The 12893-nt window shown below is 66.6% G+C and carries 11 protein-coding genes; 6 read left to right on the forward strand and 5 right to left on the reverse strand.

Features of this window, described 5'->3' with window-relative positions:
* Nucleotides 1-51: 51 nt before the first annotated feature.
* Entirely contained in the window at nucleotides 52-612 is a 561-nt protein-coding gene (locus tag JNN06_RS06385) for a DUF2585 domain-containing protein (protein WP_291238760.1), read from the forward strand.
* 249 nt (nucleotides 613-861) lie between these two features.
* Here JNN06_RS06385 and JNN06_RS06390 read toward each other — a convergent pair whose 3' ends face one another.
* Nucleotides 862-2463, reverse strand: coding sequence for an alpha-amylase family glycosyl hydrolase (locus tag JNN06_RS06390; RefSeq protein ID WP_291238769.1), 1602 nt, complete (start codon nucleotides 2461-2463; stop codon nucleotides 862-864).
* Nucleotides 2464-2656: 193 nt separating this feature from the next.
* On the opposite strand from JNN06_RS06390, the gene JNN06_RS06395 reads away from it, so the two are divergent.
* Nucleotides 2657-3892, forward strand: a complete 1236-nt coding sequence (locus JNN06_RS06395; RefSeq protein WP_291238761.1) for an MFS transporter — start codon at nucleotides 2657-2659, stop codon at nucleotides 3890-3892.
* A 38-nt stretch (nucleotides 3893-3930) separates the two neighbouring features.
* On the opposite strand, the gene JNN06_RS06400 is transcribed toward JNN06_RS06395, so the two are convergent.
* Complete coding sequence (locus tag JNN06_RS06400) at nucleotides 3931-4947, reverse strand: DUF4424 family protein (RefSeq protein WP_291238762.1); 1017 nt, start codon at nucleotides 4945-4947, stop codon at nucleotides 3931-3933.
* A gap of 135 nt (nucleotides 4948-5082) precedes the next feature.
* On the opposite strand from JNN06_RS06400, the gene JNN06_RS06405 reads away from it, so the two are divergent.
* From JNN06_RS06405 to JNN06_RS06420, 4 genes are all read left to right on the forward strand, one after another.
* Nucleotides 5083-6252, forward strand: coding sequence for an MFS transporter (locus tag JNN06_RS06405; protein ID WP_291238770.1), 1170 nt, complete (start codon nucleotides 5083-5085; stop codon nucleotides 6250-6252).
* A gap of 67 nt (nucleotides 6253-6319) precedes the next feature.
* Nucleotides 6320-7432 (forward strand): capsular biosynthesis protein, encoded by a 1113-nt coding sequence (locus JNN06_RS06410; protein WP_291238763.1) that lies wholly within the window; start codon nucleotides 6320-6322, stop codon nucleotides 7430-7432.
* Nucleotides 7429-8049 (forward strand): glycosyltransferase family 29 protein, encoded by a 621-nt coding sequence (locus JNN06_RS06415; RefSeq protein WP_291238764.1) that lies wholly within the window; start codon nucleotides 7429-7431, stop codon nucleotides 8047-8049. The genes JNN06_RS06410 and JNN06_RS06415 overlap by 4 nt, the downstream gene beginning before the upstream one ends.
* An 83-nt stretch (nucleotides 8050-8132) precedes the next feature.
* Nucleotides 8133-9155, forward strand: a complete 1023-nt coding sequence (locus JNN06_RS06420) for an aspartate-semialdehyde dehydrogenase (protein WP_291238765.1) — start codon at nucleotides 8133-8135, stop codon at nucleotides 9153-9155.
* Between the two features lie 140 nt (nucleotides 9156-9295).
* On the opposite strand, the gene JNN06_RS06425 is transcribed toward JNN06_RS06420, so the two are convergent.
* The 3 genes from JNN06_RS06425 to JNN06_RS06435 all read right to left on the reverse strand — a co-directional run.
* Nucleotides 9296-10510, reverse strand: a complete 1215-nt coding sequence (locus JNN06_RS06425; protein WP_291238766.1) for a GAF domain-containing sensor histidine kinase — start codon at nucleotides 10508-10510, stop codon at nucleotides 9296-9298.
* Between the two features lie 124 nt (nucleotides 10511-10634).
* Nucleotides 10635-11888, reverse strand: a complete 1254-nt coding sequence (locus tag JNN06_RS06430) for a DNA polymerase IV (RefSeq protein WP_291238767.1) — start codon at nucleotides 11886-11888, stop codon at nucleotides 10635-10637.
* 235 nt (nucleotides 11889-12123) lie between these two features.
* Nucleotides 12124-12893, reverse strand: a 770-nt coding sequence (locus JNN06_RS06435) for a D-amino acid dehydrogenase (protein ID WP_291238768.1), incomplete at its 5' end; no start/stop codon positions are given.

Raw genomic sequence — 12893 nt, forward strand, 5'->3', positions numbered from 1 at the left:
GGCGCGGATTTGCGCTAGGCTGGCGGCGATTGTCCTTGCTGCGAGTTTGCGATGAACGCCCGGTTTTCCCCTTATCTTGTCACGGCACTGGTGGTGCTGGCCGCCTGCCTTTGGCTGCTGCATGTGGGGCGGGTGCCCTATTGCGACTGCGGTTATGTGAAGCTGTGGCACGGGCAGGTGGTAAGCTCGGAGAATTCGCAGCATATCAGCGACTGGTATACGCCCTCGCATCTCATCCACGGGTTCCTGTTCTTTGGCGCGCTGTGGCTGGTGGCGCGGCGGCTGTCTTTCGGCTGGCGGCTGGCGATGGCCACGCTGGTGGAAAGCGCCTGGGAGATCGTGGAGAATTCGGAGGCGGTGATCGAGCGCTATCGCTCGGTGACCATCGCGCTGGATTACTATGGCGACAGCGTGCTGAATTCGCTGGCGGATATTCTGGCGATGATGCTGGGGTTCTGGCTGGCGTCAAAGCTGCCGGTCTGGCTGTCGGTGGTGATCATTCTGGGGTTCGAGGCGCTGACGATCTGGCTGATCCGCGATGGCTTGGCGCTGAATGTGCTGATGCTGGTCTATCCGCTGGAAGCGGTGAAGGACTGGCAAGGCGCGCTGTGAGGGATGGCCGAGGCCATTGCCGAGGTCATGTGGAAACGTGGGTGAGTTCGGGCCGTGGGCCCGAAGCCCACGGCCAGCGCCCGCCCCGCCATTGGCGGGCGCTTTGCACCCGCCGGGGCAGGCTCTGGCCTCTGTGATGGCTGTTGAAACGGTCCAGTGTCACCGCTCCCACACGGGCGGGGAAACGCGATGCGTTTCCTCATCCGCCCGAATGCGGAGGGCAGAGACGCCTTCGGCCAATGGTTGCGGTCAGGCTGCCGCCCCCGCCTCGCAGCGGGTCCAGACCCAGCCGCAGGGGGCGAGGGTCAGGCTGGTGCCGGAGAGGCTCGCGCCGGAATGCGGGCCGTGCAGCGCCGCGAGGCCCGACACCGGCAGCGCGATCGGCTGATCCGACAGGTTGAAGGCGCAGAACACCGAACCCTCGGCGCCATCGCGGCGGAAGGCCAGCGCGGGCGGCTCCACGTCAAAGAAGGTGCTGCGCCCGTCGCGCAGCGCGCTGGTTTTCCGCCAGGCCAGCAGCGCCCGATACAGCGCCAGCACCGACCCCGCCCCCTCCTGCGCCGCCACATTGCGCGCCAGCTGCGGCGCCTTCACCGGCAGCCAGGGCGTGCCGGTGGTGAAACCGCCGTGATCCGACCCATCCCAGACCATCGGCGTGCGGCAGCCATCGCGGCCCTTGTAATCGGGCCAGAACTTGAAGCCCGGCGGGTCGGTCAGCTCGTGATATTCGATCTCGGTCTCGGTCTGGCCCAGCTCCTCGCCCTGATAGAGGCAGATCGACCCCTCCAGCGCCAGCAGCAGCGCCGCCGAAAGCCCCGCCACCTGATCCTGCGTGCCATATTCGGCCCAGCGGGTCACATGGCGCGTCACATCATGGTTGGAAAAGGCCCACATCGGCCAGCCCTCGGGCGCGGCCTTGAAAAACCCCTCGATGCGCGAGCGGAAATGCTCGGGCGTGAATTTCGGCCCCAGCATGTCGAAACTATAGGCCATGTGCAGCCGCCCCGGCGCGGTATATTCCGACATGATCCGCAGGGCGCGGCGCGGGCCTTCGCCCACCTCGCCCACCATCGAGCGCCCGTCATACTCATCCAGCAGGGCGCGCATCCGCTCCAGAAAGGCCGGATTCTCCGGGCGGCACTTGGAATATTCGTGATCCTGCATCTCGTAGGGATTGGCGGGGGGCTGGTTTTCCTCGCGCGGCTCGGGGCCGTTGTCGCGCAGCTGCGCATCGTGGAAATAGTAATTCACCGTATCCAGCCGGAAACCATCCACCCCGCGATCCAGCCAGAAGCGCAGGATGGCCAGCATCTCGTCCTGCACCTGCGGGTTGTGAAAGTTGAAATCCGGCTGCGAGGCGAGGAAATTGTGCAGGTAATACTGGCGGCGGCGGGCATCCCATTCCCAGGTGCTGCCGCCAAAGACCGAAATCCAGTTCGAGGGCGGCGCGCCGTCGGGCTTGGGATCGGCCCAGACATACCAGTCGGCTTTGGGATTGGTGCGATCCCTGCGGCTTTCGACAAAGGCCGGGTGCTGATCGGAGGAATGGCTGATCACCTGATCAATGATGACCTTCAGCCCCAGCTCATGCGCGCGGGCCATCAGGGTGTCAAAATCCTCCAGCGTGCCGAACAGCGGGTCGATGTCGCAATAATCCGACACGTCATAGCCCATGTCGGCCATCGGGCTTTTGAACACCGGCGAGAGCCAGATCGCATCCACCCCCAGCGAGGCGATATGCGGCAGACGCGCGGTGATGCCCGGCAGATCGCCGATGCCATCGCCGTTGCTGTCCTGAAACGAGCGGGGGTAGACCTGATAGACCACCGCCCCGCGCCACCATTCCGACATGCCCAACCTCCACGCTGTCATGCGCTAACATTGCGTGGCGCGCGGGCGGCTGCAAGCGGGGGATGCGGATTTCCGCAGCTCTGCCTGCGCTTTGATCAAACATCACGATCCGCGATTGTATGGATCACAAGAATGAAATTGACCCTGCCACGGGCTTGGGCGCAGGGTCGGGCCAATGTGAAGGAGCCTCCCGATGACCAAGCCCGCCCTGTTCACCCCGATCCTGATCGCGGGCTGCGTGATTTTGCTGCTGAACTTCGCCCTGAGGGCGAGTTTCGGGGTGTTCCAGCTGCCGATTGCCACAGAATTCGGCTGGCCAAGGGCCGAGTTTTCGCTGGCGATTGCCATTCAGAACCTGGCCTGGGGCATCGGTCAGCCGATCTTTGGTGCGCTGGCCGAAAAGATGGGCGACCGGATGGCGATTGTGCTGGGGGCGGTGCTGTATGCGCTGGGGCTGGTGCTGACCTCCATCGCCACGACGCCGGCGCAGATGCAGATGCTGGAAGTGGTGGTGGGCTTTGGCATTGCGGGCACCGGCTTTGGCGTGGTGCTGGCGGTGGTGGGGCGGGCCTCGGCGCCCGAGCATCGCTCGCTGGCCTTGGGCATTGCCACGGCTGCCGGATCGGCGGGGCAGGTGGTGGGTGCGCCCTTGGCAGAGATTTTGCTGTCGTTCTACCCGTGGCAGACGGTGTTCGTGATCTTTGGCGGCATCATCCTGTGCAGCCTGCTGGCGCTGCCCTTCCTGAAAAGCGATCACGTCGCCAGCCGGGCCGAGCTGGAGGAAAGCCTTGGCGCGGTGCTGAAAAAGGCCTTCACCGATCCGTCCTACATCATGATTTTCCTGGGCTTTTTCAGCTGCGGCTATCAGCTGGCCTTCATCACCGCGCATTTCCCGGCCTTTGTGACCGAGATGTGCGGCCCGATTGACCCGAACGGGATGCTGGCCGCCATCGGCATCACCACCACCTCGGGCCTTGGCGCGGCCTCGATTGCGGTGATTGGCCTTGCCAATATCGCGGGCACGATCTGGGCCGGGGCGCTGGGCAAGAAATACAGCAAGAAATACCTGCTGGCGGGCATCTATGTGCTGCGCACCGTGGTGGCGGCGGCGTTCATCCTGACGCCGATGACGCCTGCGACGGTGCTGCTGTTCTCGCTGGCGATGGGGTCTTTGTGGCTGGCGACGGTGCCGCTGACCTCGGGGCTTGTCGCGCATATCTTCGGGCTGCGCTATATGGGCACGCTTTATGGCTTCGTGTTCCTCAGCCACCAGATTGGCGGCTTTCTGGGCGTGTGGCTGGGCGGCAAGATGTATGATCTGACGGGCGGTTACACGCTGGTCTGGTGGATCGGCGTCGGAGTGGGCGCGTTTTCGGCGCTGGTGCATCTGCCGATCCGCGAGGCGCCCTGGGCCGCGAAGGCGGCCTAAGGCTGATGCGCGCGGCAAAGGCCGCCTAAGGTTGCGGCTTACTCAAACGGGCTGACGATCAGCACCGACAGGTCGCGTTTGGGGGTGAAGTTCTCGCGCTCCCAGACAAAGGTGGTCGGCCCGGTCTTTTTGATGCCATCGGCGCAGAGCGAGACGATGTTGCGTTCGGCGCCCTTGTCCAGCGTCAGGCGGAACTGGCCGATCGGCCCGGCCCAGCTGTTCGCGGTGCGCAGCACATAATCGAGATATTGCGCGCTGCCGACGCTTTCGCCGGTTTCCGGGCGGGCGAGGCGCTTGACGATCCCTTTGGAGGTCGCGTCATCCACGCAATATTGCGCCGCCATTTCGGCATTCCAACCCTCGGCGGGCGGGTGGCTCCAGCCGAAAATCCCCCCCGGCGGGCGGTTGTCATAGCCATGCGCCACCTTGAGCCGCGCGCCCGCCGGAAAGGTCTGGGTCCAGTGATAGCGGATCACCACCGCCCAATGCGGCCAGACCTCGCCCTCCACGAATTCGGCCAGACCCGCCGCCTGCAAGGCCTGCTGCTGCGCGCGCGGAAGGGCCAGAAGCCGCGTTTGCAAGGCGGTGATGTCGACGGTAAGCGGCACGCCCGCCGCCGCCAGCGCCGCCGTCACATCGCGGCCCGCCGTGTCATATTGCGCCGAAAGCGGGCGGCTCGGGTCCCATTCCGGCTCGATCACCGCGATACGGTCGATGCTGACCGCAACCGGCTTGCCCTCCACCGTGGCGGTGAAGCCCAGCAGATCGTCGCGCCCCGCATCCTCCGGCAGGTTCCAGTCGCTGTTTGTCAGCGATTCCAGCGAGATCGGCGGCAAGGGAAAGATCACCTCGCCGGTCACATCCTGATCGGTGAGGTTGCGGAACGTATAGGCGACCTCGATCCGGGTCGGGCTGATGAACAGGTCTTCGGTCTCCATCGCCACGGCGTCGGTCTGGCTGAAGGTCAGGCCGGTGGCGCTGAGGCCGCCGAACCCGTCATTCGCCAGGGCCGGCGCGGCGGTCAGGGTCAGCACGGCAAGAAGAAAAGGGCGCATGTATCGGCTCCGGTGAAAATCGGCGCCAGTGAAGCGCGGGGGCTGCCAAAAAGCAATCGGCTTGCAGCCCCCCGCCCGGCCTGACAGGGTGGCGCCATGCAGACCGAGACGCCCCACCCCCGCCCCTCTGCCGCCATCTGGGCGGGAATTGCCTGCCTGATCGCGGGCTATGTGCTGAGCCAGTTTTACCGCGCCTTTCTGGCCGTGCTGACCCCGGTTTTGAAAGCCGATCTGGGCGCGGGGGCCGAAGATCTCGCCACGGCGTCAAGCCTGTGGTTTCTGGCCTTTGCCGCCATGCAGGTGCCGGTGGGCATCGCGCTGGACCGGCTGGGGCCGCGCCGCACCGCCGCCGCGCTGCTGATGGTGGGGGCTCTGGGGGCTGCGGTCTTTGCCATGGCCGCCACGCCCTTCGGGCTGCAACTGGCCATGGCGCTGATCGGGGTGGGCTGCGCGCCGGTGCTGATGTCGGGCTATTACATCTTCGCCCGCAGCTTTCCGCCCGCGCTGTTTGGCACGCTCGCGGGGGCCATGGTGGGCTTGGGCAATCTGGGCAATATCGGCGCCTCGCTGCCCTTGTCGCTGGCGGTCGAGGCCTTTGGCTGGCGCGCGACGGTCTGGGGGCTGGCGGCGGTGACGGCGGCGATTGCGGCGCTGGTGGCGGTGCTGGTGCGCGATCCGGCGCGGGTCGAGGCGCAGGCCAGGGGCTCGTTGCTCGATCTGCTGCGGATGCGGCAATTGTGGCCGATCTTCGTGATGATGATGCTGTGCTATGCCCCGGTGGCGGCGCTGCGCGGGCTTTGGGTCGGCCCCTATTACCTTGATGTCTTTGGCGCCACCCCCGCCGAGATCGGCCGGGTAACGCTGTGGATGGGCATGGCGATGGTGGCGGGGAGCTTTGCCTATGGCCCGCTGGAACGCGTGCTGAAAAGCCGCAAGCGGTTGATTCTGGGGGGTAATCTGATCGCACTGGTGGCGCTGCTCGGGCTTTGGGCGCTGCCACTGGCGGGGGGCTGGGTCACGCTGGCGCTGCTGGTTCTGTTCGGCTTTGCCGGCACGTCCTTTCCCATGGTCATCGCCCATGGCCGCGCCTTCCTGCCGGCGCATCTGACCGGGCGGGGCGTCACGCTGCTGAACCTGTTTGGCATCGGCGCGGTGGGGGTGGCGCAATCCTTCACCGGCCAGATTTCGGCCAGCGTGCCCCCCACGCCGCCCGAGGCCCCCTATGCCGCGATCTTTCTGTTCTTCGCCGTCACGCTGGCCATCGCGCTGGCGATCTATGCCATGGCAGAAGACCGCACCGACTAAAGCGCTTGCCATTCATCTTGGCCCAAATATCCTCGCCGAAGGCAGCAACCGTTCCGAAAGTGCGCCGATGATCGTCTATCCCGCCGAATACAACCCGCGCAAAGAGGCGGTCTTTGCCGCCTTGGCCGCCATCGAGGGCGGCCAGCGGTTGCGGTTCATCCCCTTGCGCTTCCGCGATTATCCCGAGACGCCAGCGCGGGTGGCCGCGGCCCTCGCGCGGGCCAAGCGCCAGCCCAAGGGTTCCGTGGCGCGCTGGCTCAAGCGGCAGTTGATACGGGGGCAATATAACTGGGCGCGGGAGTATTTCAGCCGCCATCCGCAGGCGGTGGCCGTGGCGTGGAACGGGCTGACCGGCTCGCGCATGGCCTATCTGGCGGCGGCGCGGGATGCGGGCGCCGCCACGCTTTACGCCGAGCTTGCGCCCTTTCCCGGCCGCATCACGCTGGACCCTCAGGGGGTGAATGCCGAAGGTTCGGTGCCGCAAGCGCCTGAATTTTATCGGGAATGGGCGGCGCATCACGACGTGGCGGGCTGGCGTGAGGTGGGCGCCGGGCTGACGGCGCGGGAATCGCGCCGGGCCGATGTGCGGCAGGCGGGGGCGGAAGGCCTGCCTGATGCGCCCTTTCTGTTCTGCCCGCTGCAAGTGCCCGATGACAGCCAGGTCACGCTGTTCGCCGGCTGGTGCGGCGGCATGGCGGGGTTTCTTCAGGCACTGGGCCGGGCGGCAGAGCGGCTGCCCGGGGGCTGGCACCTGCGCCTGAAGGAACACCCTTCGGCCAAGATGCCGCTCGGGCCCCTGCTCGGGCCCCTCGTGGCGGGCGGGCGCGTGGTCATCGACAATGCGACCGACAGTTTCGCGCAAGTTGCCGCCTCGCGCGGGGTGGTGACGCTGAATTCCTCCATGGGTTTGCAGGCGTTTTTCCATGACAAGCCGGTGATCACGCTGGGGCGGGCCTTCTTCAACCTGCCCGGTCTGGTGGCCCATGCCGACAGCCTGCCCGCGCTGGAGGCGCTGTTTGCCGCGCCGGACGCCCTGGGCTATGACGCCGATCTGCGCGCCGCCTTCATCGCCTGGCTGGGCGCCGTCTATTACCCGCGCTTCACCTGGCCGGGGGGCGAGGCCGATCCCGCCGCCTTCGCCGCCCGCCTGAATGACGCCCGCCGCAGGAGCCTTGCATGAACCGGCTTGCCTTTTTCTTTGCCCGCCTGCTGCGCCGCGAGGGCTTTTTTCAGGCGGCCTCGCAACCCGAGGCCACGCTTCTGGCGCGCTTGAAGGGCAAGCGCGTCGCGCTGGTCGGCAATGCCCGCGCGCTGGCCGAGGCCGATCATGGCGCCGCGATCGACGGCGCCGATGTGGTGGTGCGGCTGAACGGCGCGCCGATGCCCGCCGCGCGCTCGCATGGCACGCGCACCGATTGGCTGGCCGTGGCCTTCATCCGGCTGTATGACCCGCTGTGGCAAAGGCTGGGCCGCCCGCGCCTGTTGTGGATCTCGCCCAAGCTGCACCGGCTCACCTGGACCGTGGCGCGCCAGCCCGATTTCTATCGCTATCCGGTGGCGCGCTATCGCCAGATCAAGGCCGAACTTGGCCCCGGCCCCTCGACCGGCTTGATGGTGATCGACCTGCTGTCGCGCTCGGATCTGGCCGAGCTGCGCATCTACGGCTTTGATTTCTTCGCCTCGCATACGCTGTCGAATGACCGCCCGCTGGATCAGATCGGCCATGATGGCGGTGGCGAGGCGGCCTGGGCGGCGCGGCTGTTTGCGCGCGATCCGCGCCTCATCCATGTAAAATAAGGCGGCAAGCGGCTTTTCCTCCGCCCCCCGATGCGCTAAGGGGGCACGTCGCTTTTGACACATCCGAAGGAGGATTCCCCCCGATGGGCTACAAAGTCGCCGTCGTCGGCGCCACGGGCAACGTGGGCAAAGAAATGCTGAACATCCTCGCCGAGCGCGAGTTTCCGGTGGACGAGATTGTCGCGCTTGCGTCGCGCAACTCGCTGGGCACTGAGGTCAGCTTTGGCGACAAGACTTTGAAGACCAAGGACCTGGCCGATTTCGATTTTACCGGCTGGGACATCGCGTTTTTCGCAATCGGCTCGGATGCGACGAAGATTTACGCCCCCAAGGCCGCCTCGCAGGGCTGCGTGGTGATCGACAACTCGTCGCTCTACCGCTACGACGCCGATGTGCCGCTGGTGGTGCCGGAAGTGAATGCCGAGGCCGTGGATGGCTACAAGGCGCGCAACATCATCGCCAACCCCAACTGCTCCACCGCGCAGATGGTGGTGGCGCTGAAGCCGCTGCATGACCGCGCGAAAATCACCCGCGTCGTGGTGTCGACCTATCAATCCGTGTCGGGCACCGGCAAGGAGGCGATGGACGAGCTGTGGAACCAGACCAAGGGCATGTTCGTGCCCGGTCAGGAAGTGGCGCCCAAGGTCTATCCCAAGCAGATCGCCTTCAACGTGATCCCGCATATCGACGTGTTCCTGGACGATGGCTCGACCAAGGAAGAGTGGAAAATGGTCGCCGAGACCAAGAAGATCCTCGACAAGTCGATCAAGGTCACCGCGACCTGCGTGCGCGTGCCGGTGTTTGTCGGCCATTCGGAATCGATCAATATCGAGACCGAGGAACCGCTGGACTGGCAAGAGGCGCAGGACATCCTGCGCGAGGCGCCCGGCGTCATGGTCGTCGACAAGCGTGAGGCCGGTGGCTATATCACCCCGGTCGAATGCGTGGGCGATTATGCCACCTATGTCAGCCGCATCCGGCAGGATTCGACCATCGAGAACGGGTTGAACCTGTGGTGCGTCAGCGACAACCTGCGCAAGGGCGCCGCCCTGAACGCAGTGCAGATCGCCGAAGTGCTGGGCAAGCGCTGCCTGAAAAAGGGCTGATTTTTTCAGCCGTCTGACGTGAGGGGAACCCCGTGCCGCCGGCGCGGGGTTTTTCCTTGCGCGCTGCCCGGTCGGGCGCCCGGCGAGGCGCCCCTGGCCCAGATGCGCCCTTGTTGGCGCTGGCAACGCTTTGGGCCGCGTCACCCCTGCACCCGCCACGGGGGCAGGCGGAGCAGGGCGGTCATGCCGTTTTCGGGGCGCAGCAGGTGCAGCTCGCCGCCATGCAGCTCCACGATCTTGCGGCTCAGCGGCAGGCCCAGGCCAATGCCATCGGCCCGGCGGGTGCGCACGGTATTGCCGACGCCGAAGGCCTCCCAGACGCGGGCCTCGAAGCCCGGCGTGATGCCGGGGCCATTGTCGGTGACGCCGATCATGGCGCTGCCATCCTCGTGTCGCGCGGCGTCGATGACGATCTCGCGCCCGCCATGGTTCAGGCAATTGGTCAGCAGGCAGGCCAAAGCCAGCTCCAGCTTGGCGGCATCGCCGGTCAGGGTGATCTGCGAGGCGGTGCCGATGCGGCGCAGCGTCTTGCCCTGAATCCGCGCGAGCCGCTGGAAAGGCCCCATCACCTTGTCGACCAGCCGGTCCAGATCGACGCGGCTTTCCATCAGGCCAATATCGCCTGAGGAAAGCTCGGTGAATTGCAGGATGCTGCTGACCACCGCGCTCAGATGTTCGGAGGAGGAGAGGATGGCGCCCACGACCTCCTCTTCCTCCTCGTTCTGGGGTTCCAGAAGCTGTGCCATGCCGTGAATGCCATTGAGCGGCGTCCGCATCTCGTGCCCCACAAGATCGAGGAATTCCCGCTGCGCATCATCGGCGATCTTGCGCAGGGTGGCGGCCTGATCGGGGTCGGGTTCGATGGGCAGTTCGTAAAAGCGCGCCACCATGCGGGCGAGCAGCTCCAGCATCGCCACCTGATCCGGTGTTGGCATGCTGCGCGGCGCAAGGTCGATGCCGCAGACGGTGCCAAGGCAGAAGCCGCGCGAGGTGATGACCGGCGTGCTGGCCGAAAAGCGCACGCCCACCTCGGTGACGATCGGGTGGCGGACCGAGCGGGGGTCGGCATGGGTATCGGGCAGCACGATGGTTTCGCGCGCGGCGACGGTAAAGCTGCACAGCGACTGTTCGCGCGGCGTGCCCTCAAGCTCGTAGCCGTCGATCCGCAGCATGGTTTGCCGGTCGCCCGAGAACAGCGAGATGAAGGCGATGGGGGTGCCAAGGATCTGGCGCACCATCTGGGTGACATAGCCAAAGAACGGATCGTTGCGCCGCTCTGTCAGCGCCATGGCATCGACGATGGCCGAGCGTGCCGGATCATTCGAGGGGATCGGGTAGGGGTTCATCATCGTCATGGCGAATCCTTCAGCTGCGCCGCGCCAGCCTAAGGCGTCAAAGGTTAAGGGCAGGTTTCGCGGGGTTGGGCGCAGGCTGTGTGGGGGTGGCGCTCTCCGGTGACAGGGTCTGCGCGGCATGTCGCTAGCGCAGCGCGCGGCCCTTGATGATCGCGTCGCGGCCGAATTTGGCGCGGATGGCGTCGGTGGCGGCTTCGGCCTTGGCGCGGGCGGTGGCGGCGGGGTCCAGCAGGTCGGGGGTGGTATCGGCCTGCGCGCCCGGCACGATGTCCGACAAGCCGCAGCCGATCAGCCGGTAGGCGCCGCCCTTGGGCACCAGATCGAACAGCGCGCGCGCCTCGCGGTAGATGCGGTCGGCCATCTGGGTGGGGCCGGGCAGGGCGTGGCGGCGAGTGACCGTGGTGAAATCGCTGCGTTTCAGCTTCAGCGTGACGGTGCGCCCGGCCAGATCCTTGGCCTTGGCGCGATCGGCCACGCCCACGGCCAGCCGCCACAGGTGCCCGTCCAGCAGCTCGGGGTCGGAGGTATCCTCGTTGAAGGTGGTTTCCTTGGAGATCGACTTCATCCGCTCGTCGGGCTGCACGCGGCGCTGATCCTCGCCGCGCGCCAGATGCCAGAGCCGCGCGCCCATATGGCCAAAGCGGGCGATCAGGTCTTGCTGATCCCAGCGCAGCAGATCGGCGATGGTGCGGATGCCCGCGGCCTCCAGCGCGGTCTGGGTGGCGGTGCCGACGCCCCAGATCAGGCGCACGGGTTTGGGGGTGAGGAAGGCGGCGGTTTCGGCCCGGCCCACCACCGAAAAGCCGCGCGGCTTGTCGAGATCAGAGGCGATCTTGGCCAGAAACTTGTTATGCGACAGGCCGATGGAGCCGGAGACGCCCAGCTCGGTCTCCATCCGCTGCACCAGCCGCGCGAGCATCAGCGCCGGGGGCGCGCCATGCAGCCGGGCGGTGCCGGTCAGATCGAGAAAGGCCTCGTCAAGGCTGAGCGGTTCGATGGCGGGGGTCAGATCGGCCATCATGGCGCGGATGGCACGGCTGACCTCGGCATAAACCTGCATGCGGGGTTTCACCACCACCGCCTCGGGGCAGAGTTTCAGTGCCTGAAACATCGGCATGGCCGAGCGCACGCCAGAGATGCGGGCGATATAGCAGCAGGTGGAGACCACGCCGCGCGTGCCGCCGCCGACGATCACCGGCTTGTCGCGCAGGCTGGGGTCGTCGCGCTTTTCCACCGAGGCATAGAAGGCGTCGCAATCCATATGGGCGATGGAGAGGGTGAACAATTCGGCATGCGCCACCACGCGCGGGCTGCGGCAGGCGGGGCAGCGGGCGCCGGTGTCGAACGGGGTGAGGCAGGCGCGGCAAAAGGCGGGCATGGCGGGAGGGTAGCATGGCGGGGCGGGCGCTGTCAGCGGGCGGATGCGGAAAGGCATCGCCTTTCCCCGCCCGTGTGGGTGCGGCTTCACAAGACCCTGTCAGCCTGTGACCGGGAGGCCAGCGCCCGCCCCCCCACCGGGCGGGCGCTGGCCGGTGGCTTTGGGCCACCGGCCCAAACGCGGAAACGGTATCGCATGGCTTCGGCAATGGCCTCAGCCAGATGATCACGGAATATCAGGCCGCCGCCGGGCGCAGCGCGCCGCCCGATTTCGCCTCGCGCAGATAGCGGGCATAGCCCAGATCGGCATGCTCGATCTCGGGGGCGCGGCCGGTCATCACATCCGCCAGCAACCGGGCCGAACCGCAAGACATCGTCCAGCCCAAAGTGCCATGCCCGGTGTTCAGGAACAGGTTCGACAGCGGCGAGCGGCCCACGATGGGCGTGCCATCGGGCGTCATCGGGCGCAGGCCCGTCCAGAACTCGGCGCGCGCCTGATCCCCGGCCCCGCCGAACAGATCCTCGACCGAATGGGTCAGCGTCGCCTGCCGCTTGGGGTTCAGCGACAGATCGAACCCGGCAATCTCGGCCATGCCGCCCACGCGAATCCGGTCGCCCAGCCGGGTGATGGCGATCTTGAAGGTCTCGTCCATCACGGTAGAGACCGGCGCCCGGCCCTCATCCACGATCGGCACGGTGATCGAATAGCCCTTGAGCGGATAGACCGGCAGCTTGATCCCCAAAGGCCCGGCCAGCAGCGGCGAGTAAGACCCCATGGCCAGCACATAGGCATCGGCCTGCACCCGGCCCTCGCTGGTCTCCACATGGGTCACGCGGCCCATCTCGGCATGGATGCGGTGGATCGAGACGCCCCAGCGGAACCGCACGCCCGCCGCCTCGGCCATGGCGGCCAGACGGTTGGTGAACTTGAAACAGTCGCCAGTCTCGTCGCCCGGCAGGCGCAGGCCCCCGGCGATCTTGTCGGCCGAAGCCGCCAGACCCGGCT

It is taken from the genome of Gemmobacter sp. (genome assembly GCF_016792925.1).
Lineage (GTDB): Bacteria > Pseudomonadota > Alphaproteobacteria > Rhodobacterales > Rhodobacteraceae > Gemmobacter.